Genomic DNA, 20,389 nt, shown 5'->3' on the forward strand with positions numbered 1-20,389 from the left:
GTAGTTTTATGTAAAATATGGTAAACTGTTTGCGTAGATTTTCGGATGGGGAAGCGATGTATTTGTATTCCGAGAACAGCAAAGTTGCGATTCAAATGTTTGGTGAATTTTCCATTACCATTAACGGGAACACCATGACGAACCTGAAAGGGCGAACCAAGCGGGTCTGGATGCTGATTCAGTATCTGGTTGCCCGGCGCTTTGCGCCGGTCCCGCTTGACCGCCTTCTGCGCGACATCTGGGACGGCCGCGAGTGCGGAGACCCGGAAAACGCCCTGAAGAATCTGGTTTACCGGGCACGCTCCCTGCTGCGCGAGCTGTCGGGGGACAAGTCCCAGTTTATCATATTTTTAAACGGAACCTATGCTTGGAACAACCAGTGCGGCTGCAGCGTGGATTCCGAGCGCTTTCTTGAATACGCCAAAAAGGCTTTTGTTCAGACCGCGCCGGAGGAGAAGCGCATCGGCTGGTACCGGAAGGCGATCGGGCTGTACCGGGGAGGCTTTTTGCCGAAATCCTCCTACAGCACTTGGGTGATCCTGCAGAGAGCGCGCTACTCGGAGATTTACAGACGCTGTGTCAATGAGCTTTGCGGCCTTTTGGCGAACCGGAACCGATACGAAGAAATGGTTCCGGTTGTCGAAAGCGCGCTGAGACGGTTCCCCTATGAAGAGCCGTTCCATATCCTGCTGCTGAAAGCTTATTCGAACACGGGCCGCACTGCGAAGGCGTTTGATCATTACAATCGCACCGTCAAAATGTTTTACCAGGAATTCGGCGTGGACCTCGGCGAATTTTTAAAGCCGTATTCCAGCCGGATGAATAATCAGAGCCGGTCGGAAACGGATCTGGAGACAATCTGGAACGACCTTCAGGAAAAAACCAAAGTGGAAGGAGCCTATTTCTGCGACTACGACATGTTCAAATGTCTGTACCGGTCGCAGGTGAGGCTGATGCCGCGCACGGGGCTTTCCATTTTTCTGATCCTTTTTACGCTCGGAGGAAAGGACGGCGGCGCTCCGGAGCCGGACGCGCTGAAAACAGCCTCTGAAAAGCTGAAAAATGCGATTCTGACCAGTATGAGAAAAGGGGACACCGTTGCTTCCTGCAGCGCGACGCAGTACATTGCCCTGCTGCAGACCGTCACCGTTGAGACCGCGCAGAGCATCGTGCAGAGGGTGATGCGGAAATTCAAGTTTGAATACCGCAAGGATAACGTCAATGTCGTTACAAAGGTAACATCGATTATAGAGTAAACGGTCCTCCAATCCAAAAGAAGAAGCGGACGCCCAGGCCGGGGCGCCCGCTTCTTCTTTTGTTCCGGCGGCGCGGTCCGCCTATTCGCCGCCGATGTAAAGGGACTTGTCTTTTGCATAAAGAATTTTCTGCTGGCTGTAAAGGCTGGAATATCCCGAAAGCATGTAGCTGATGCCGGCCGCCAGAAGGTAATAGAGGATTCCCTGTTCACCGAACACCTCCACGCTGAGAACAAAGGCGGTCAGCGGGCAGTTTGTCACGCCGCAAAACACCGCCATAAAGCCGATGGAAGCGCCGAACGACGGAGTCAGGCCGATCAGGCTGCCGGTAAAGGAGCCGAATGTGGCGCCCACAAAAAACGCCGGAACGATTTCGCCGCCGCGGAACCCTGCGCCCAGGGTTGCCGCAGTGAAAAGAAGCTTCAGCAGGAACGCTTCCGGGCGCGAACTGCGCTGGAACGCGGCGGCGATCACGTTTCCGCCCATACCCAGGTAATCCCGGCCGAACACGAACGACAGAAGAATGACGAGAACACCGCCGACAAGCACGCGGACATACTGGTTGCGGATCCACCGTTTGTACAAAAGCCCCGTGCCGTGCATGACAAAGCAGTAAAGAACGCTGACTACCGCGCAGAGTATCCCAAGCAAAGTTACCTGCATCAGCGGCAGAATGCCGATGGAGGGCGTGCCGGAGACATGGAACTGGGTCGGCGCTGCGTGGAAGGACTGCGCGATGCCCGCGGCGACGATGGAAGCCACCGTGCAAGGGACCAGTGCGGAATAGTACATGACTCCGACCGTGATGACCTCCATCACCAGCAGGGTGGAGGTCAGCGGCGTGCCGAACAGCGCGGAGAAACAGGCGGCCATACCGCACATGGTAACAACGTGCAGGTCCTTTTCATCCAGCCGGAACAGCCTGCCGATCCGGTACCCCAGGCTGCCGCCGAGCTGAAGCGCGGCGCCTTCGCGGCCCGCCGAGCCGCCGAACAGGTGCGTCACGGTGGTTGCGACAAAAATGAGCGGCGCCATCACGGTGGGGACCGGCTCCGGCGACCTTACCGCTTCAATCACCAGATCGGTTCCCTTCGGCTCGGTAATTTTGCCCGCGCGGTAAAGGAATACAATCAGCAGGCCGCCCAGGGGCAGAAGCCAGAGAAGCCAGCCGTGATCGATCCGCAAAGCCGTGACCGTGCGGATGCAGAAATAGAACAGGGTGCCGGCGGAACCGGCGATCGCGCCGATCAGAATGGAGAGAAGCCCCCATTTCAAAAAGGCCCTGATGTTGGAGATCATGTCGCGCGGGCTTCCGCATTGACATACGGCAAAATCGCACAGCTGCTGTTTCCATTCCCTGTGGCCCGCGATTTTGCCGCTGACAGAATCTGCAGCTTTCGCACTGATTCGTTTCACGTATTCCCTTAAGCTCATTTGCATTCACCTATTTTAGTTTATGATATTTTTAGTATAAGGGAAACAAAGGAGATTATAACGACCTAAAAGAAATTTATCGGTTGATGCAGAAATGAGGGAGGAAAGGACGATCCCTGCATGTCGATCGGCCCACACAATAAAAAAGTCCCCCTTTTGGGGGGATGGCATCGTAAAGATTTACGGGCCGCTGTTCGGTTCCCTCGTCAGTTCCCGGTAAATTTCGTTTTTCCGGCGGCCCGTTTCCGCGGCGGCCTGTTTCGCCGCGGCCGCCGCGGAAAGGCCCTGCGAAAGATAATCCCGGGCCAGCTCCAGCGCGTCCTGAGCGGAATATTCGGCCGTCGCTTCTTCCGGCGCCCCCTCGATGACGAGGACGAATTCCCCCTTTGCCGTTTCATTCGCGTAGCGGTCCGCGGCCTGAGAGAGCGTTGTGCGGATGACTTCCTCGTGGATTTTCGTCAGTTCGCGCACCAGGGCGACGCGCCGGGCGCCGCCCCACGCTTTAACCATATCGGCGAGAGTGGAGGCGAGCTTGTGCGGCGCCTCGTAGAAAACCATGGTGCGCTTTTCCGCTTTGAGCTGTTCCAGATGTTCGCGCCGGCTTTTTTGGGAAACGCTGAGGAAGCCCTCAAAGGTAAAGCGCCCGGTCGGCAGGCCGGACACGGCGAGCGCCGACACGACGGCGCTGGGGCCGGGAACCACGAAAACCGGAATGCCGCGTTCGGCGCACTGCGCGACCAGCAGCTCGCCGGGGTCCGAAATCGCGGGCATACCCGCGTCGGTCACCAGCGCGCAGGTTTCCCCGGCCTCCATCCTGCCGCAGATGATGTCTCCCTTTTCGTATTTGTTGTGTTCAAAATACGAGATCATCGGCTTTTTGATTTCAAAGTGGTTCAGAAGCTTGACGGTGACGCGCGTGTCCTCCGCCGCGATGAAGTCCGCGCTTTCCAGAGCCTGCCGCGCGCGCGGTGAAAAATCGGAGAGATTGCCGATCGGCGTCCCGACCACGATCAATTTTCCGCTCATTCTCTGCCCTCCTTGTAATCGCCGTAAATTTTCAGCATTTCTTCGGACCACCCCCCCGTTCCGATTCGATCAAGAGCGCGGGGTTCACAGTCATTCCGGGCCTGCCGCCGCGGTTGGCCTGCAAAAGAAACAAAAACGGGGGTTTGTCCCCGCGCTGCTGCACAAAGCGCAGGCGCTTCGGTTCCAGACCCGCCGCCCGCAGCGTCGCCATCGCGTCGCACAGGCGCTCGGGCCGAAGGCAGCAGAAAAAGCGGCCGCCCCAGCGCAGAAAGGCTGCCGCGGCGGCCGCAATATCGGCAAAGCTGCACGCGACCTCATGCCTTGCGATGCGCTGCCCCTCCCGCGCGCTGGGAACGCCGGTTCCGTCCGGCTTGTAGGGCGGGTTGCAGGCGATCAGGTCAAGGCCGAGGGGAAGGGGGCGGTTTTGCCTGAGAGTCTTGATATCTTCCCTTATAATCTCAATTTGATTTTCCAGTCCGCTGAGGCGGACGGAGCGGCGCGCCAGACGGCAGGCGTCCTCCTGAAGCTCGACGGCGTACACGCGCCGGGGAGCGGACCGCGCGCACCACAAAAGAGGAATGACGCCGCAGCCCGTGCCGAAGTCCGCACAGGTTTCGCCGGGGCGGGGCATCGAAAAGTCGGCGAGCAGGATCGTGTCGGTATTGAAGGTGTGGTTTTTGCCGGTCATCACGGTAAATCCGGCGGAAAGCGGCTCCGGCTTTTCACCGGAGCCAGGCGGTTCCCCCCGCGAAAGGGGGGTGCCCCGGTTTTCCATACTAAAAGGTCCTCCCTCAGGGTTAAAATAACGGCTTTCAAAAAGAAAAAAGGCGGTGCGCAGGCGCTCCGCCTTTTTATCTTGAATAATTTAGTCTTCCGGCTTCGGAGCGCCCACGGGGCAGACACTTGCGCAGGAACCGCACTCCGTGCAGGTGTCGGGATCTATCACAAATTTGCCGTCGCCTTCCGAAATCGCGTTGACCGGGCATTCCGCCGCGCAAGCACCGCAGGAAATGCAATCGTCGCTGATAACATATGCCATGAAAGGATACACCTCCAATACTTTTATAGGATTATTGTAACATAAAAACGCGAAATTGCAACTGTAAATTTAATTCCCCTCCAGGGCCCGAAGCTGCTCGAGCTCTTCCCGGCTGACGGAATTCCGGCCGGTTTTCAGCACCCGGACCTCTTTCGCGCGGAAATTCTGCGTCGGCGCGTCGGAGGCGGAATCCAGACGGACATAGACGGTTTCGGTCAATAAATTGTTGTCCGTCACGACCCCGCGGCCCTTCGGCGTCATGACGACGGAATTGACGCCGGGTACGCTGCGGAGAAGCTCCCCGTAGGTCTCCTGCTCGTATTTCAGGCAGCACATCAGCCGGCCGCAGATTCCGGAAATTTTCACCGGATTCAGGGACAGGCCCTGCTCCTTTGCCATTTTGATGGAAACGGGCTGAAACCCGCCGAGAAAGGTCGAACAGCAGAACGGCTTGCCGCAGATGCCGAGGCCGCCGAGCATCTTCGCCTCGTCCCTCACGCCGATCTGCCGCAGCTCGATGCGGGTGCGGAACACGGAGGCCAGGTCCTTGACCAGCTCGCGGAAATCCACGCGGCCGTCCGCCGTAAAATAAAACAGGATTTTGGAATTGTCGAAGGTGTATTCCACGTCCACCAGCTTCATTTCCAGCTTGTGGGCGGCGATTTTCTTCAGGCAGATTCCAAACGCCGTTTTTTCCTTCTTTTTGTTTTCCTCGACCTTTTTCAGGTCCTCCTCCGTCGCGACGCGGATCAGCTGGCGCAGGGGCTGCACAAGCTCCTCGTCGCTGATCTGGCGGTTTTCCATGGCGATTTCGCCGCATTCCACGCCGCGGGAGGTTTCGACGATCACCTTGTCGCCTTTTTTCAGGACGTTGCCGGCGGGGTCAAAATAATAAACCTTGCCGACATTTTTAAACCGGACGCCAATTACTTCAGCCATAGGGCCCTCCTTTCATCACTGTGTCTTATGATTTTCCGGCCGCTTCCCTCAGCCCCGCGCAGTATGCGGTGACCAGAAGCGCCGTGTTTGCGTTTCTTTCCAAAGCGCGCTGGGCGCGAGCGGTTTCCTCCACGAGGAGCATCAGGCTTTTGCGGGTCAGCTTGGACGCCAGGTACGCCGGAGCGTCCCTTTCGCCGGACAGGCAGGATTCTCCCCCCGCGCGCAGAACCGCCGCGTCGCGGAACAGAAGAAAGAGCTGCGCCAGAACCTTGCGCAGGCGGTCTTTGTCCCTAATGAGGGGCGCCGTGCCGAAAAGAAGCTCCGCCTCGCCCGGCGCGGCGACCGCGCGCGCGATTTTTGAGGTTTCTTCCAGACCCTCCCCGCTCGGCGCGCCGTCGTCCAGTGTAAAAATCTGGACGCGCGAGCGGATGGTCGGCAGCAGCGCGGAGGAACTGACCGCAGTGAGCAGGAACCACACGTTTTGAGGCGGTTCCTCCAGAACCTTTAGCAGCGCATTCTGGGAAGGCTCCGACATATTGTGAACGCCCAGCAGGCGGTAAACCTTGCGGGGCGCTTCATTCGGCCTGACGTAGGCGCCGGAGCGGATTTCCCGCACGGCGTCCACAGGGAAGACGCGCGGGTTGGCGTCTCCGTCCAGCGTGACAATGTCGGGGTGGGAGCCGGCCGCAGCCTTGACGCAGCCGGAGCAGCGCCCGCAGGGCCGCTCGCCTTCCGAGAGGCAGACAGCCGCCTTTGCCAGGATGCCGGAAAGCGCGGCGGTTCCGCTGCCGGGCGAACCCTCCAGAAGAATCGCGTGGGGAAACCGCCCCTCGTCAAAAGCGAGGGACAGGTTCTTTTTTATCTCCGGATTTCCCGGAAAATCCTCAAAATTTAAACTCATACTTTTTCAAAGCGGTCCACGTTCAGGACAAAAATTGTGGAGCCGCCAATGGTTACCTCCACCGGGAATGCGGAATAAACGCCGATATCCATGGTGGTGGTACTCGGGACAAGCTGCGTGCGGCGCCGGCTCTGGCCCGCGATGATGGAGATGACCTGGTCGACCTTGTCGTCCTCCGTTCCGACGATGAAGGTCGTATTGCCCTTTTTTAAAAATCCGCCCGTTGTCGCGAGCTTGGTGACGGAAAAGCCCTCCTTGGTCAGGGCGGCCGAAACCATGCCGCTGTCGTCGTTGCCGACAATCGCCAATACCAGCTTCATTAGTATCCCTCCGTTTCACGATATCGGTAGATAGATTTGAATTTTCAGATTCGATCTTATTTTAACACTTTTATTTCTAAAAAGCCATACCCGCACAGAAACTCGGCGGTTTCTTTTGTGACCCGTTCCCCCGGCATCACGGCGGGAATGCCGGGCGGGCAGGGGCAGGCGATCTGAGCGGCAATTTCGCCGACCGCCCGTTCCAGCGGGACGGTCCGGCTTTCCGCAAGCAAAGCCTCCCGCAGGGGAACGCAGGCAGAGGAAAACGGCGGCATTTCGGGAACTTCCGGCAGCGGTTCTGCGTCTGGGAGCGAACGGACGGCCCGCTCAAGCCGCTGAAAATCCTCTTCGGTATTAAACGGCGTCGCAATCAGGACAACGAAGGAGCGGTCCGCGTATTCCGGCTCGATTCCGGCAGTCCGGAACACCTCGGCCGCCCGTGTTCCGGTCAACCCGATCTTTGCCGTTTCCAGAGTCAGCCGCGTCGGGTCGGCGAGGCCCGACGGAGACGGAATCCCGCGTGAAAGGGCCAGGCGCCGCACCCGCTGCGCGCGTTCCTGCAAAAGGGGAAACGCGCCGGAGTGCGTTTCCAGCCATTCGCGGCACAGGTCAAGCGAAGCCAGAACCGGAAAAGAGGGGCTGGTGGAGCCGAAGAGCGCCATCGCGTCCTTCGCGCCCGCCGAAAACCGACTGTCGCCGATCTGGAGCCACGCTCCGCCGGTCAGGACTCCAAGCGTCTTGTGGGCGGAGTCCGCGGTCATGGATGCGCCGAGAAGAAGCGGGTGCAGCTTCGGCTCGGTAAACATCAGGTGCGCCCCGTGCGCGTTATCGACCAGAAGCGGGATTCCCTTTTTCCGGCACGCGGCGGAGATTGCGGGAATGTCGAGCAGGCGCCCGTAATAGTCGGGGCTTGTGACATAGACGGCTTTCGCGTCTTCGCAGGCGCCGACTGCCGGAACCAGCTCCTCCGGCATGGCCCAGACCGGCTCGATGCCGAGCAGGGCCATCGCGCCGACCGCGCTGCGGTGAACCTTGCGGCAGCAGACGACCTTTCCGCCGTTCGGCGCGGCAAGGCGGAACATCGCCTGCACGCACAGCGTGCAGCCTCCGGCGGAAAGGCAGGTGCGCGCCGTGCCGAACAGCTTGGAAGCAAGCGCTTCCGCCTGTTCGATCGGCCCGCCGCCGTCGTACAGGCTGCCGGTGTCCGGCAGCTCGGTCAGATCAAGCTGGAACAGGCCGCCCGGCAGGGCGGCGGGGCTGCTTTTGTGCCCGGGGGTGTGAAACGAAGCGCGCCCGAGGGCGGCATGGTTTTTCAGCGCGGAATAGAGCGGAGCGGACATGGGCGCGTCCTCCTTTCAAATAGAGCCGCGCAAACCATCCGGTCTGACGCGGCTCCGAGCTATACGGCCGAAAAACAAGATTGTTGATTGACCCGCCGTGCAAAACGGCAAAATCCGTTTGCTTTGCCGAACGGACGGGATGGAAAAGGTTCCCCGAAAGCGAAATTCGAAAACCCAAACGCATAAACGGCGCAGCGAAAAACCGAATGGCTCTCAGCCCGCGTTCTGGTAGGTTTTGCTGGGAATGTCGTCTTCAAAAATAAACTTCGCGATGTCTTCCTTGCATTTGTCGAGGTTGGGAACCAGCACGTCCGCGCCCGTGCCTCCGAGCATGACGGTTTCAGAGGTGTATTCATTATCCCCCGGGATTCGGTCCTGACTGATCGGGTAATTGAGGTATGTCAGGGAATTGGAGGCCATGGAGAGAATTTCCGCTTTTGTCATGTTGGTGGTAATAAGATACATGGTATCGGCCAGGGCGCTGTAAATCGTCGGCAGGCTGGAACCCTTCAGGGAATCCACGATGCTGGAAAAGACCTTGCGCTGCCGCTCGGTGCGCTCGAAGTCGTCGCCGATTGCGCGGATGCGCGAGTAGTAATGCGCCTGCGCGCCGGAAAGCGTAAACGTGCCGGCGGTCAGGTTGCGCCGGGGATCGCCGGAGTACTGGTTGACCAGCTTTGCCTCCGCCGCGGTCAGCGTGATTTTCACGCCGCCGAGCCGGTCGATGATTTTGTTGAACGCGTCGTTGTCGATGATCACATAGCGGTCGATGTCCGCGCCGAAATTCGACTCCAGAGTCCGCACGACGGACTGCGCTCCCTTGATTTTTCCGCCGGCAAGGCTGTACGCCGCGTTCAGCCGGTTATTCCCGATGCCCGGAATCGCGACGTAAAGGTCGCGCATAAACGAGGTCAGCTTGATTTTTTTGTGCCGCGTATCGACCGAGACCAGCATCATGCTGTCGCTGCGGCCCGTGTCGTTCGCCTGGTAGTTGTCCACGCCGAGCAGCAGGATGTTAGTGATGGCGTCGTCGTGGTACAAGCCTCCCAGAACGCCAGCTTTGGCGTTGTCGGCCTCGCCTCCCGATTCGTTTTCAAACAGGGACCCGGTAGCCTGGGAGCTGTCTTCTCCCTCTGCGTAATTGATGCGGTTCAACAGGCTGTCCGCGTAAACGCAGCCGATTCCCGCCGTCAGCATGAGTAAACTCAAAATCAAAATTGAGACATTTCGAAGCGTATGCCTTTTTTTTCCTATCATTTCATCGATCCCTTCATTTTCCCGTTTATACACAAGCCGCTCAATTCAAAAATGATGATTTTGGCCGCATTTCGCCGTATGGGCGCGAAAAACCCTTAACCGTAATAGTATAAAGAAAAGGCTGCACCATATAATTACTGAAAGAAAATAAAAAACTTAATTTCTGGAAGAACTGGTTATTCCTGCTCGTCCAGAGTCAGGCTGAACGAGGGCAGGAATTCTGCCATAAAGCAGTCGGCTTCCGGCAGGCGCAGCGACGCGACGGCGTCGCGCAGAGCGGTTTCCGCGCTGGAAAATTCCATGTTCCCCATTCTTTTTTCCTCCACGCACTTAATGACCGCCGAGATTTTGTCGGCCGCGTGAACCAGCGGAAGCAGGCCGCGGTCTTCGGGGGATTCGGCCGCGCCGAGGAGCGGGCGGTAGGAGTCCCGCAGGTCTTCCGGAAGAAATCCGAGCAGACGGTCGCGCGCGACCGATTCCACTTCCCGGTAGGCGGAGCGGATTTTCGGGCTGAAATATTTGACGGGCGTCGGCATGTCGCCCGTAATGATCTCCGTGGAATCGTGAAACAGCGCCAGCGCGGCGGCGCGGCCCGGGTCTGCGCTGCCGCCGAAGCGGGTGTTGCGCAAAACGGCGAGCGCGTGCGCGATCACGGCGGTTTCAAAGCTGTGCTCGCACAGGTTTTCCTGCCGGGTGTTTCGCATCAGACCCCACCGGTTGATGTTTTTCATCCGGGATAAAACGGCAAAAAAATGGAACACGGTCATCCTCCCTTTTCCATACTCTATTATCATACCGTATTTTCTCATATTTTCAATACAAAAAATTCATAGTTTCAACAGGAATCTTTCTTGTTTCATCAACGCGTTGTGTTATAATATGGAACGACATCGGTACTTGGGAGGCGGAGCAGTGGTTAAAATTCACAGCCTGAGGGGGAACGGGACAAGGGAGTATTTTTTCAAGGCGTTTTTTTACGGCCTTGCCGTTTCTTTTCTTTTTTTTATTCCATTTATCCTGTTTGACAACGGTTATTTTCTTTTTTACGGCGATTACAACGTTCAGCAGGTCCCTTTCTATCAGATGTGCCACGACGCGGTCAGAAGCGGCAGCATCGGGTGGAGCTGGACGACCGACCTCGGAGCCAATTTTATCGGTTCCTACACGTTTTATCTTCTGGGAAGCCCGTTTTTCTGGCTGACGATTCCGTTTCCAAGCTGGATGGTGCCGCACCTGATGGGCCCGCTGCTGATGCTGAAATTCGGCTGCGCGTCGCTCACGGCGTTCAATTACCTGCGGCGCTATGTCCGCGACCCGGATTACGCCGTGGCGGGCGGAATGCTGTACGCGTTTTCGGGCTTTTCCATTTACAATATTTTCTTCAACCATTTTCACGAGGCAATTGTCTTTTTCCCGCTGATGCTCTGGGCGCTGGACGAATACATGTACAAGCGCCGCCGCGGGGTTTTCGCGCTCTCCGTATTTCTGTGCGCGATGGTCAACTGGTACTTCTTTGTGGGACAGGTTGTGTTTGTCCTCCTCTACTGGTTTGTCCGGCTGCTGAGCAAAAACTGGACGCTTTCGGTGCGCGACTTTCTGCTCCTTGCGTGCGAATCGGTCATCGGCGTGCTGTGCGCGTCGGTGCTCCTGGTGCCCACCGTCCTCGCGGCGGTGCAGAATCCGCGCGTAAACAACCCGCCTTCCGGCTGGGGAACGCTTCTGTATGACTGGAACCAGCGGTATCTTCACATTCTGGAATGCTTCTTCTTCCCGCCGGATATTCCCGCAAGGCCGAATTTCACCCCGAACTCGGAGGCAAAATGGGCTTCGCTCGGCGCGTGGTTTCCGCTGCTGGGCATGACGGGCGTGTTCGCGTTTGTGCAGGCCAGAAAAAAGCACTGGGTGAAAACGCTCGTCTGCATCCTGTTTTTCATGGCGTTCGTCCCGATTCTGAACGCGGCGTTCCAGCTGTTTAACATGTCGTATTACGCGCGGTGGTTTTACATGCTGACGCTGATGCTGGCGCTGGCGACCGTGCTCGCGCTGCAGGACCGGCGTTCCGACTGGCCGCGGGCGATTAAATGGACGCTGGGCGTCACGCTAGGAATCGCGCTGCCGATCGGCCTGATGCCGAACAAAACCTCGAGCGGAAAGACCGTGTTCGGGCTGGAGGATTATCCGACCCGTTTCTGGCCCTATGTGGCTATCGCGCTGTTGAGCCTTGCGCTGCTGACGCTCTCCTTCCGGTTTTACCGCCGCGACAAAAAGCAGTTTGTCCACTGCGTGATGGGCGGCATTTCTCTGATTACCGTTGTTTACGCGGCCTATTTCATCGCGCTCGGCAAAACGCAGAGCGACGACACGCACAAGTGGATCATCCCGTATTCGCTGAACAAGGGGGCGCAGATCGATCTGCCAGATTCCGACCGGTTCAGCCGGATCGATATTTTCGACGGCATGGACAACCAGGCCATGTACTGGCAGAAGCCGACGATTCAGGCCTTTCACAGCATCGTTCCCGGCTCCATCATGGAGTTTTACCCCAGCATTGGCGTTCAGCGCGACGTCGGCTCCCGCCCGGAGGTAAAATACTACGGGCTCAGGGGTCTGACCAGCTGCGAATGGCTGTTCGATCCCTCCGACTCCGGGAAAAAGTTTACCGGTGAGGACGGGACCCCCGCGATGCCGGGCTGGAGCTATTACGCGACGCAGAACGGATGCGACGTTTACCGGAACGATTATTTTATCCCGATGGGCTTTAGTTATGACAGCTATGTGACCCGGAGCGAATACAACGCCCTCGCCGAGGAGGACCGCAACCTGCTTCTGCTGAAAGCCGTGGTGCTGGAGGATGCGGACGTCGGCCAAGAAGCGCGGGGGCTGAATCATTTGGACCCGGAGTCCCAGGATTATTCGCAGGACGCCTATTTTAGGGACTGCACCGAACGGGCGGCGGAGTCGGCGTCCTCGTTCACGACGGACAGCGGCGGATTTTCGGCACAGGATACGTCGGATCAAAGCCGCCTGGTGTTTTTCAGCGTTCCGTGGGAAGGCGGCTGGAGCGCCGAAGTAAACGGCAAGCCCGCGGAGATTGTCAAAGTGAACGTGGGCTTCATGGCCGTGCGGGTTCCGGCGGGAACCTCGCGGATCCGTTTCAATTATAAGACCCCCGGCCTTGCGATGGGCGCCGCCGCGACGGGCGGAGGAGTCCTTCTATTTGTGTTCTATTACCTTATAACCCGGCGGTATGACCGCGGACAGCGCAGGAAAAGGAAAATTTACAGGGTGGTAAAGCTCCGGCTTCCGAATTTTTCAAACATGACGGAGAGAATCCGCCCGGCCGGGCCGAATGGGCCTGACCCGAAACCAGAAGACGAAATTCATGAGACGCAAAGGTAGGTTTAACGATGTCTGTACCGGTAGTATATTTTGTGATTCCCTGTTATAACGAGGAACAGGTTTTGCCGGAAACGGTGAAACGGCTGACGGAAAAACTGCACGCCATGATTTCCGCCGGGCTGGCGGACCCGAAGAGCCGGATGCTCTTTGTGGATGACGGCAGCCGGGACGGAACCTGGCGGATGATTTCCGAATTCTGCGACGCCAATAAGCTGGTCAGCGGGATTAAGCTGGCGCACAACCGCGGGCACCAGAACGCGCTGCTGGCGGGCCTGATGACGGCGCGGGAGCTCGCGGACTGCGCGGTCAGCCTGGACGCGGACTTACAGGACGATGTGGATGTTCTGGACGAATTCGTCAAAAAATATCTGGAAGGCTGCGACGTGGTTTACGGCGTGAGGAACAAGCGCGATACCGACACGGCCTTTAAGCGGATGACCGCTCTCGGCTTTTACCGCTTTATGGCGGTGCTGGGCGTTGACGTGGTTTACAACCACGCGGATTACCGCCTGATGAGCCGCCGCGCGCTCGACGCGCTTTCGGAGTACCGCGAGGTCAACCTGTTCCTGCGAGGGCTGGTGCCGCTCATCGGGTACCGCAGCGCGGTCGTCACCTATGACCGGCACGAGCGGTTCGCGGGCGAGTCGAAATATCCGCTCAAAAAGATGCTGGCGTTCGCGGTGGACGGAATCACGTCGTTCAGCGTGAAACCCCTGAAGCTGATTTTTCATCTCGGCGTTCTGGTCAGCCTGATCGGCTTTGTCGGCACGGTCTGGGCGGGGATCGCTCATTTTGCCGCCGGCTGGGCCGGCTGGCTTGCGGCGTTCTGGTCGCTGTGGCTGCTCGGCGGCCTCATTCTGCTCGGTATGGGCGTTGTAGGCACTTATCTCGGCAAAATTTACGCGGAGGTCAAGGCAAGGCCGCGGTATAAGATCGAAGAATTCAAAAAATGACCCTCCGGTCGGGACGGAGGGTCGGAACTCCCAAAAGGCTGAAACCGTGAACGCCATAGGCGCGCCCCGTCCGGACGGACCGGCATAAAAAAATCAGGAGCAAAGCGCCCGCCGAACGGGCGCTTTGCTCCCTTTTGCCGGCAAAAACGCTCCGCGCGCGCCGGGTATGGTAGGGGTTGCATTACTTTTTCCACAGTTCTTATCACAAACATCAGTTTTGCCGGCGGGGAACATGCCGCCGCGTGCCTGCCGAGGAGTTCACCCTTTGCGAGGCGCGGCGTTTGTTACCCGCAAGAAAACAAAAAGCGCCGGTACGGAAAAGGGTCATTCCATACACCGGCGCGCGCGCAATCAGGTTGTGGACCATCTTTCTTCCCTCTGTACAAAAACGGAAAAAGGAAGTATAATGGTTTCTGCAATGCGCGGTGAATTCCGTGGTATATGGAGGCTGGTGCTCCGTATGCAGGGGATGGGGTGTTTGCCCACTCCATTCCTGCATTGCGCTTTTTATTTGCCTTGCAATCTCATTATAATCCTTTATTTTCCAAAATTCAACTAAATATTTTTATCGTATGAAAGCGGCGGCGGTTCGTCCTTTTTTTGTTTTACTTTCTTAAGGAACCTCTGAACAAATGGCGCAGGAAGAGGAATTCAGCGAAAAGGGATTCAAGAGGCGTTCCAACTGAATGATTACGTCGAATTTCGACGCTATACTCCTGAATTTATTTCCACTTTTGCGGAAATGGGCGCACTTCTCCCTTGTCAGGTCTCACTGAAACTTCGACCTGCCATTGCCAGCATATAGAGATTTGCGCACGCGAACATGGCATACAGCCGGTTCTCGTTTTTCATTAAGCCTCTGTACCGGGTTTTCGTGTAGCCAAATTGGCATTTGATGATGCGAAAAACGTGCTCCACTTTGCATCGCACAGAGGATTTGCGATGTTCGATGAGACGCTCCCAATCAATGGAATTGTCGGAAACCCTAGGCAAGCTGTGCGGACGGCGGTTGATACGGTAGTCGATCTTGGATAAATGCGCGTCATTCCGAACCTCCGGGCGCTTTTGAATACCAAGATAACCGGAATCACCATAGACCACCTCGTCATCCTTACGGATGAGTTTCGCCGCTGCGGTCACATCATGTTCGTTGGCGGCAGTTACCTCTATCGTGTGAACCAGCCCGCTGCCGGCGTCAACGCCGGCGTGACACTTCATGCCGAAACGCCATTCATTCCCCTTTTTTGTTTGATGCATCTCCGGGTCGCGTGCTTTCTCCGCATTTTTTGTAGAGCTGGGTGCGTTGATGATGGTAGCGTCTACAATTGTGCCGCCTTTCATCATGTGGCCGGTAGCTACCATGACGCGGTTAATGGCGTCAAAAAACAGCTTGTTTAGCCCGTCTTTTTCCAGCAGGTGCCGAAACTTGCAAAGCGTCGTCTCATCCGGGACATTCTCCGTCATGAAATCGATGCCGGTAAACTTACGCATGGCATAGCTGTCATAGATTGCGTCCTCGGTAGCCGGGTCGGAAAGGTTGAACCAGATCTGCAGCAGATACATCCGCAGCATCCGTTCTATGCCCATGGGTGGACGTCCCCGTTTGCCGTGGGGATAATACGGCGCAATGATACCGACCCACTCTTCCCACGGGATAATCTCGTCCATGGTTTCCAGAAACTCTTCCCGCCGTGTTTTCTTCTTTCTGCAGCTATATTCGATATCCGTAAAAGTTTGTTGCTTTTTCATTTCTCTGCACCGCCTGTGAATTGATAGTTCTATTTTACCAGAGTTCTCCTCTCTTCGGTAGAGGGGCGGATTAAATCAGAGGTTCCTTAATTATTCAGCCGCAGCGCGGCGCTATTTTATTATTGGGGCAATCAGCCCCAGAAGAATAAGAAGAATAAAATGAGAAGGATTAAGGCCGCGCAGCGCGATAGCCGCTTTGCGTCCCGCCCAACCTGAGGACAGGCTTATTTCGGTGAACCGAACGGAATCAATTCGCTTTTTTTCAACCGGCTCGCGTCGAATCGGAAATGCCCGCTGATTTCGCCGCAGCGCGTCAGCGCGTCCTCCTCGCGCTCCGGCTGTCCCGCGTTGTGGAGCAAATAGGGAATGCCGCTTTTGTCCCTGCGGTCGGAGATGATCCCGATGTGATGGGTCCCGAACGTGACGATGTCGCCGGGCTGCCACTCGGCGATCTGTTTCGGGTCCGTCGTCAGAGAAACGGCGTGCCGCTCAAAATAGATTTTCAAAACGGCCGTGCGGCGGAAGTCGATGTTGGGGTCCGGCTTTCCATCGACGGGATAAGCGGGCGTGTGCTCCGCAATATCCCGGTCCACCATGTCTTTCAGGCAGTACCCGGCGTTCCGGAAAGCGCGCCAGACAAGGTCCGTGCAGGCGCCGGAGCCATCCGGCGGGTATCCGCCCCGATAGTAGGAATTGTCGTATTTCGGTTTGTCCTGCGCGTCTTTGCGGGCGCCAAGCAGAAAATCGGTGTAATCGTCCGTGCCGTTTCCATTGAAATCCACTGGGCTGTGAACGGTCTGAATCCCGAAGTCCTCAGCCGATCGATCCTCCTTCGGCGGCGTGCCGCTTTGCCCCGGCGACAGGCTGCCGCCGCCGTTTTGCGGGCGCAGCCAGAGGACGGTAAGACAGGCCCCGAAGGCAAGCGCCGCGATCAGGATGAAAAGAATAAATCGGCTTCGGCGAATCGCCATAAAAAGTCCCTCCCGCGGGCCGGTCATCGGTTCTGCTTTTTGTCCGGAGGAGCAAGCAGAAGCCTGGTTTCCCCGGGGTTCAGGGTGACGAGCTTGGAAGCGATGCGGGGATGCTTGAGTCGCACGCGGACCATGTTGCGCAGGGCCTGCCCTCCGTTGTAGCCGTGGATGACCCGGATTTCCCTGACCTGCGGCCCGGCGTGGGGAAGAAGATGCTCCAGACGGCGCTTTGCGTCCTCCGCCGTCAGGCCGTGAAGATCCGCTTCCAGAACGGAACCCGTCTTTGAAATATGCATGGCGATTCACCTCTCCGAATTTATTATAACACGGAGTGAGAAAAAAGGGACGAAGCATGCCCTGCACGATTGGATTTTTATATGGTTTCTGATATAATGGGAATGGTCGGGGGTGAGACCGGTGAAAGTGGTTGATTTGCGAAATCTGTTTACCAGCAGCAATGTGTCGCTGATCGAATTTGACGGCGATAAAATCTATTATGCTGAGGAAAAATCGGAGGAAGGGCATAACAGCCTCTTTCTTCTCGAATACAACCTGAAAACACGCCGGGAGCGCATTGTCGCGAATTATTTTTTGACGGACCCGGCTTATGTGCAGCATTTTTTCAGCTTCCCGGAAGACCTTGTCATCGTCATGGAATCCGGAGAAAGCACGGTCTGGATTCTGCGCGTGGACAAGAATACCGGAGCGGAAAAGAACATGGCCCGGCTGAACTTCATCGGGACCTTTGCCGAGTGCCGCGCGCTGGATGAAAGCCATGTGCTTCTGTACACATCCGCGAATGAAAGGCATCGGCAGCTGTTTCACGAATATAAAAGACTGACGGGGCTTTCCCGGGTTGCCTATCTGTACGACCTGGAGGAGGGCCGGTACTATTACGCCCGCGACCCGCGCATCTGCAACGGGAACGCGGGGAGCCTGCTTTCCTATGACCAGAGCGGGGAACGGCAGCTTCTGGTGCTGCAGCCGCACGGGGACGAGGAGGAAAAGCTGAAATGCTTTCACAATATGCGCTGGCTGGGCGACAATATCAACGACAACGTCTGGCTTTGCCCTCTGCTTGACTTTATCGTAGCCGTCAAGGCGGGGGAGGAATGCGTTCCCCTTGAGCTCATCCTCAGCGCAGGGACCAGCGGCCTGGTGCGCTATGTCGGGATGGACGACGGCAGTCTGTATTTCCGCGCGCGGTATTTCCCGACCGGGGACCAGCGCCTGTGCGCCTATGACAAGCAGACCGGGCGAAAATCGGTTGCCGCGACGCTCAGCCTGGGGCAGGACGAAGAGGACGCCCTCTTCAGCATCGACCCGCAGGGGGGCGCGCCTACCGCATTGCGGAGGGCGACGGCTTCTGCGAGGTGACGGGCGTCCTGAATTCGAAGATTCACGCCAAATATCCCGGCGATCTTGGCAAATTTGTAACCTGCGTGGACGATCGGTTCATCATCGCGCGTTACATCCTTTCAGACGGAAAGGATTCGTTTGAATTCAATTCGATTTATGACGTGGAAAACGAAACGCAGAAAAGCTATGAATGCCGCTGTGCGGTGAAGGGCGGCACGGTCGTGCTGTACTAGAGGGCGCCGCGTAATACACAACGGAAAAAAACGAACTGCGCTCCCGCCGGAGCGCAGTTCCTACAGGGAAGCGCGGGATTACAGAAAATACCGCGCTTCCTTTTTCTGCTTGCTTTCCCTTTGGAGAAACCGGCCCGGCAGGGAACCAAACCGGAACTGAACGGCGCGTGCGCCCTTGGGACAGGCTCTGACGCACGCAAAGCATCGGATGCAGGCTTTTTCGTCGATGCGGAGCGTGTTCGGGTCGATCGCGCCCATCGGGCAGATACGCGCGCACGCGCCGCACCGAGGACAAAATTCCAGCTGGAAACGCGGAGGGCGCGCGAAGGCCTTTGCGGCGCTCTTTGGCAAAATACGTCCGGGCAGCGGGATTTTCCCTTTCGGAATCAGAAAGGACAGGGCGGAAGCGTCCTTTGCCGCGAAGAGTTTTTGCGTGATTTTTCGCCCGAATTCCTGCGCGGCGGCAAGATCCTTTTCGTTGGGGCGGCCCGCCTCAACCGGAAAATCCGGGGTGGAAAAGGAATGCTGACCGAGAAAGGCGCCCGCTGCGGCGGGAACGAAACCGCGGGCTTCGGCGATTTCCGCGAGTTCGTTCAGCGTGACGCCGTAATCAATGCCGCCGTAAACGGCGACAAAAACGGCGGACCTGCCTCCTCCGTCCATTCCGTTCAGGCAGGAAAGCAGAAACGCGGGGACTCTGCCCGCGTAGACCGGAACCCCGAGGATCAAAAGGTCGGCGCAGGCGGCGGGGAGCGGGCCGCGGTTTTCTTTCCGGGTCAGATCCGTTTCCCGGAGAATGGAAGCGCCGGTTCCCTCCGCGACGGCACGGACGGTTTCGCGCGTTGTGCCGGTGGGAGAGAAATAAATCAGTTCGACAGTTTTCAGTTCCATGTTACACCCGATTTCGCTGTGTTGGCTGCCCATATTTTACCACGATTTTCCCGCCGCGGCAAGGAACCGGGGACGCAAAGAGCCGCCGGAAAGCGTCTGCTTCCCGGCGGCTCTTTCAGATCGGGGGAACGGCGGTTACTTTTCCGCAGCGAACATGGACGGGTCGTAAGAATCGATCGCCTTTTCGTTTATGGTCACTCCGCTGACGGAGTCTGCTTCCTTGGAAATCTCGTCGGAAAATTCCTGCCCCTTGTAATCGGCAAGCAGGTTGTTCCTGCCGTCGTCGGTTTTCATCTCATCGGCGGTCTTCTTTGCAATATCGTTCTTGGTTGCGAGAATGTAGAGGTAGCCGCTGGAAATCTCGGCCGCCTTGGTTTCGCCGGCTTTCATTCCGTCGAGCAGCTTGACAAGGTCGTCCGGATAACCCTGAAGATTTGTCTTGAGGTTCGCGGTGTCGTTCTGAACCGAAATGGTGGAGTCAACTGATTTGTATGCGTCGGCCGCCTGCTGCAGCGTCATGGTTCCGGCGCTGATTTTAGAGGCGTAGTCGTTGAATTCCGCTTCGGCCTTTTTCTTTTCGCTGTCGGTGAAAGAAGCGGAATAGTTTCCGCTCGAATCCGTTTTATAAAGCTTGCACAGCACATAGGAAAAATCGGTGTAGTTCTTTTCAAAGAAACTCTTCAGCTCGTCGTCGGGAACCGCCTTGGCTCCGCTTTTGCCATAGGTGGCCTGAAAAACCTTCTGGTATTTCGCGCTGTATTCCGCCGCGGCGAGCTGATAGGAGCTTTCCGCAATTCCGTAGCCCTCCAGCGTGCTCTTGTAGTTAGCCCAGGAGCTGTCGGTGTTGGTTTTGATGGATGCCTTTTCGGCGTCCGTCAGCGTCAGCTTCAGATCCTTCATTTTCCGGTCGATGACGAAAAGCGATTTTGTTGAATTCAGCGCTTTTTCGCGAATCCACGTTTTGGCGTCCTTGCCGTCGATTTTCCGGTCCAGCACGGAAGATTCCGCGGCCTGGGAGGAGGCGCTGCCGGCGGCCGTATCGCCCGTCTGGCTGGAAGCGCTGTAATACGCGGCGTACAGCTCATAAATATAGCTGCCGATCGGCACGGTCAGGCTGTCGTTTTTCGCGGCCCAGCTCTTGTCGGAGGAACACGCGGCCGTGGAGGCCAGCATAACCGCGGCAAGGAGCAGCGCGGCGACCTTTTTCATTCTTTTCATTTGACACACTCCGATATTCTTAACATTCTTCCCAAAGGCTTTGTTTCATGATTGCAATTATACACTTTTTCCGGTATCCTGTCCATGCTTTTTTCGGGCGGCGG

20 protein-coding genes are annotated in these 20,389 nt (G+C 57.2%); 5 read left to right on the forward strand and 15 right to left on the reverse strand.

Features of this window, described 5'->3' with window-relative positions:
* Window positions 1–56 precede the first annotated feature (56 nt).
* Window positions 57–1,256 (forward strand): AfsR/SARP family transcriptional regulator, encoded by a 1,200-nt coding sequence (locus HCR03_RS13290; RefSeq protein WP_066646608.1) that lies wholly within the window; start codon window positions 57–59, stop codon window positions 1,254–1,256.
* Window positions 1,257–1,337: 81 nt separating this feature from the next.
* On the opposite strand, the gene HCR03_RS13295 is transcribed toward HCR03_RS13290, so the two are convergent.
* From HCR03_RS13295 to yfbR, 10 genes are all read right to left on the reverse strand, one after another.
* On the reverse strand, window positions 1,338–2,690 hold the full coding sequence (locus tag HCR03_RS13295) for a chloride channel protein (protein WP_228724966.1): 1,353 nt from the start codon (window positions 2,688–2,690) through the stop codon (window positions 1,338–1,340).
* A gap of 180 nt (window positions 2,691–2,870) precedes the next feature.
* Window positions 2,871–3,716, reverse strand: a complete 846-nt coding sequence (gene rsmI / locus HCR03_RS13300; protein WP_187034649.1) for a 16S rRNA (cytidine(1402)-2'-O)-methyltransferase — start codon at window positions 3,714–3,716, stop codon at window positions 2,871–2,873.
* Window positions 3,717–3,747: 31 nt separating this feature from the next.
* Complete coding sequence (locus HCR03_RS13305) at window positions 3,748–4,491, reverse strand: tRNA1(Val) (adenine(37)-N6)-methyltransferase (RefSeq protein WP_228724967.1); 744 nt, start codon at window positions 4,489–4,491, stop codon at window positions 3,748–3,750.
* A 90-nt stretch (window positions 4,492–4,581) separates the two neighbouring features.
* Window positions 4,582–4,755, reverse strand: coding sequence for a DUF362 domain-containing protein (locus HCR03_RS13310; RefSeq protein ID WP_066646600.1), 174 nt, complete (start codon window positions 4,753–4,755; stop codon window positions 4,582–4,584).
* Between the two features lie 69 nt (window positions 4,756–4,824).
* Complete coding sequence (locus HCR03_RS13315) at window positions 4,825–5,694, reverse strand: PSP1 domain-containing protein (protein WP_187034651.1); 870 nt, start codon at window positions 5,692–5,694, stop codon at window positions 4,825–4,827.
* 25 nt (window positions 5,695–5,719) lie between these two features.
* Window positions 5,720–6,595, reverse strand: a complete 876-nt coding sequence (locus HCR03_RS13320) for a DNA polymerase III subunit (protein WP_156991074.1) — start codon at window positions 6,593–6,595, stop codon at window positions 5,720–5,722.
* On the reverse strand, window positions 6,592–6,915 hold the full coding sequence (locus HCR03_RS13325) for a cyclic-di-AMP receptor (RefSeq protein ID WP_066646589.1): 324 nt from the start codon (window positions 6,913–6,915) through the stop codon (window positions 6,592–6,594). Before HCR03_RS13325 ends, HCR03_RS13320 begins: the two co-directional genes overlap by 4 nt.
* Window positions 6,916–6,971: 56 nt before the next feature.
* On the reverse strand, window positions 6,972–8,255 hold the full coding sequence (locus tag HCR03_RS13330) for an aminotransferase class I/II-fold pyridoxal phosphate-dependent enzyme (protein WP_187034653.1): 1,284 nt from the start codon (window positions 8,253–8,255) through the stop codon (window positions 6,972–6,974).
* A 213-nt stretch (window positions 8,256–8,468) separates the two neighbouring features.
* The gene (locus tag HCR03_RS13335) at window positions 8,469–9,512 is read right to left on the reverse strand and encodes an LCP family protein (protein ID WP_066646585.1); all 1,044 of its coding nucleotides are present in this window, start codon (window positions 9,510–9,512) and stop codon (window positions 8,469–8,471) included.
* 176 nt (window positions 9,513–9,688) lie between these two features.
* Window positions 9,689–10,279: a 5'-deoxynucleotidase gene (gene yfbR, locus HCR03_RS13340; RefSeq protein WP_066646584.1), complete on the reverse strand. Its 591-nt coding sequence runs from the start codon at window positions 10,277–10,279 to the stop codon at window positions 9,689–9,691.
* A gap of 145 nt (window positions 10,280–10,424) precedes the next feature.
* Between yfbR and HCR03_RS13345 the strand changes: the two genes are divergently transcribed.
* Both HCR03_RS13345 and HCR03_RS13350 read left to right on the forward strand, forming a co-directional pair.
* Window positions 10,425–12,911 carry a YfhO family protein gene (locus HCR03_RS13345; RefSeq protein ID WP_066646583.1) on the forward strand — a complete coding sequence of 829 codons (2,487 nt, stop codon included), beginning with the start codon at window positions 10,425–10,427 and terminating at the stop codon, window positions 12,909–12,911.
* 8 nt (window positions 12,912–12,919) lie between these two features.
* Complete coding sequence (locus tag HCR03_RS13350) at window positions 12,920–13,864, forward strand: glycosyltransferase family 2 protein (protein ID WP_187034655.1); 945 nt, start codon at window positions 12,920–12,922, stop codon at window positions 13,862–13,864.
* A gap of 762 nt (window positions 13,865–14,626) precedes the next feature.
* Here the strand turns inward: HCR03_RS13350 and HCR03_RS13355 are convergent.
* From HCR03_RS13355 to HCR03_RS13365, 3 genes are all read right to left on the reverse strand, one after another.
* Entirely contained in the window at window positions 14,627–15,613 is a 987-nt protein-coding gene (locus HCR03_RS13355) for an IS5 family transposase (protein WP_187034658.1), read from the reverse strand.
* A 224-nt stretch (window positions 15,614–15,837) separates the two neighbouring features.
* Window positions 15,838–16,584 carry a DUF1287 domain-containing protein gene (locus tag HCR03_RS13360; protein ID WP_187034660.1) on the reverse strand — a complete coding sequence of 249 codons (747 nt, stop codon included), beginning with the start codon at window positions 16,582–16,584 and terminating at the stop codon, window positions 15,838–15,840.
* 23 nt (window positions 16,585–16,607) lie between these two features.
* Entirely contained in the window at window positions 16,608–16,880 is a 273-nt protein-coding gene (locus HCR03_RS13365; RefSeq protein WP_187034662.1) for a Smr/MutS family protein, read from the reverse strand.
* Between the two features lie 121 nt (window positions 16,881–17,001).
* On the opposite strand from HCR03_RS13365, the gene HCR03_RS13370 reads away from it, so the two are divergent.
* Together HCR03_RS13370 and HCR03_RS19840 are read left to right on the forward strand one after the other, a co-directional pair.
* Window positions 17,002–17,961, forward strand: coding sequence for a hypothetical protein (locus tag HCR03_RS13370; protein WP_228724968.1), 960 nt, complete (start codon window positions 17,002–17,004; stop codon window positions 17,959–17,961).
* Window positions 17,958–18,176, forward strand: a complete 219-nt coding sequence (locus HCR03_RS19840; protein WP_228724969.1) for a hypothetical protein — start codon at window positions 17,958–17,960, stop codon at window positions 18,174–18,176. Before HCR03_RS13370 ends, HCR03_RS19840 begins: the two co-directional genes overlap by 4 nt.
* Before the next feature lie 78 nt (window positions 18,177–18,254).
* On the opposite strand, the gene HCR03_RS13375 is transcribed toward HCR03_RS19840, so the two are convergent.
* Window positions 18,255–19,067, reverse strand: coding sequence for an EFR1 family ferrodoxin (locus HCR03_RS13375; protein WP_187034664.1), 813 nt, complete (start codon window positions 19,065–19,067; stop codon window positions 18,255–18,257).
* A 135-nt stretch (window positions 19,068–19,202) separates the two neighbouring features.
* Window positions 19,203–20,285: a hypothetical protein gene (locus HCR03_RS13380; protein ID WP_187034666.1), complete on the reverse strand. Its 1,083-nt coding sequence runs from the start codon at window positions 20,283–20,285 to the stop codon at window positions 19,203–19,205.
* Between the last annotated feature and the right edge of the window lie 104 nt (window positions 20,286–20,389).

It is taken from the genome of Caproicibacter fermentans, assembly GCF_014303955.1.
GTDB lineage: Bacteria > Bacillota > Clostridia > Oscillospirales > Acutalibacteraceae > Caproicibacter > Caproicibacter fermentans.

Bases quoted from the DNA above. Each gene is read 5' to 3' on its own strand.
- HCR03_RS13290 (WP_066646608.1), top strand. From the start codon at position 57: ATGTATTTGTATTCCGAGAACAGCAAAGTTGCGATTCAAATGTTTGGT.
- HCR03_RS13295 (WP_228724966.1), bottom strand. From the start codon at position 2,690: ATGAGCTTAAGGGAATACGTGAAACGAATCAGTGCGAAAGCTGCAGAT.
- rsmI (WP_187034649.1), bottom strand. From the start codon at position 3,716: ATGAGCGGAAAATTGATCGTGGTCGGGACGCCGATCGGCAATCTCTCC.
- HCR03_RS13305 (WP_228724967.1), bottom strand. From the start codon at position 4,491: ATGGAAAACCGGGGCACCCCCCTTTCGCGGGGGGAACCGCCTGGCTCC.
- HCR03_RS13310 (WP_066646600.1), bottom strand. From the start codon at position 4,755: ATGGCATATGTTATCAGCGACGATTGCATTTCCTGCGGTGCTTGCGCG.
- HCR03_RS13315 (WP_187034651.1), bottom strand. From the start codon at position 5,694: ATGGCTGAAGTAATTGGCGTCCGGTTTAAAAATGTCGGCAAGGTTTAT.
- HCR03_RS13320 (WP_156991074.1), bottom strand. From the start codon at position 6,595: ATGAGTTTAAATTTTGAGGATTTTCCGGGAAATCCGGAGATAAAAAAG.
- HCR03_RS13325 (WP_066646589.1), bottom strand. From the start codon at position 6,915: ATGAAGCTGGTATTGGCGATTGTCGGCAACGACGACAGCGGCATGGTT.
- HCR03_RS13330 (WP_187034653.1), bottom strand. From the start codon at position 8,255: ATGTCCGCTCCGCTCTATTCCGCGCTGAAAAACCATGCCGCCCTCGGG.
- HCR03_RS13335 (WP_066646585.1), bottom strand. From the start codon at position 9,512: ATGATAGGAAAAAAAAGGCATACGCTTCGAAATGTCTCAATTTTGATT.
- yfbR (WP_066646584.1), bottom strand. From the start codon at position 10,279: ATGACCGTGTTCCATTTTTTTGCCGTTTTATCCCGGATGAAAAACATC.
- HCR03_RS13350 (WP_187034655.1), top strand. From the start codon at position 12,920: ATGTCTGTACCGGTAGTATATTTTGTGATTCCCTGTTATAACGAGGAA.
- HCR03_RS13355 (WP_187034658.1), bottom strand. From the start codon at position 15,613: ATGAAAAAGCAACAAACTTTTACGGATATCGAATATAGCTGCAGAAAG.
- HCR03_RS13360 (WP_187034660.1), bottom strand. From the start codon at position 16,584: ATGGCGATTCGCCGAAGCCGATTTATTCTTTTCATCCTGATCGCGGCG.
- HCR03_RS13365 (WP_187034662.1), bottom strand. From the start codon at position 16,880: ATGCATATTTCAAAGACGGGTTCCGTTCTGGAAGCGGATCTTCACGGC.
- HCR03_RS13375 (WP_187034664.1), bottom strand. From the start codon at position 19,067: ATGGAACTGAAAACTGTCGAACTGATTTATTTCTCTCCCACCGGCACA.
- HCR03_RS13380 (WP_187034666.1), bottom strand. From the start codon at position 20,285: ATGAAAAGAATGAAAAAGGTCGCCGCGCTGCTCCTTGCCGCGGTTATG.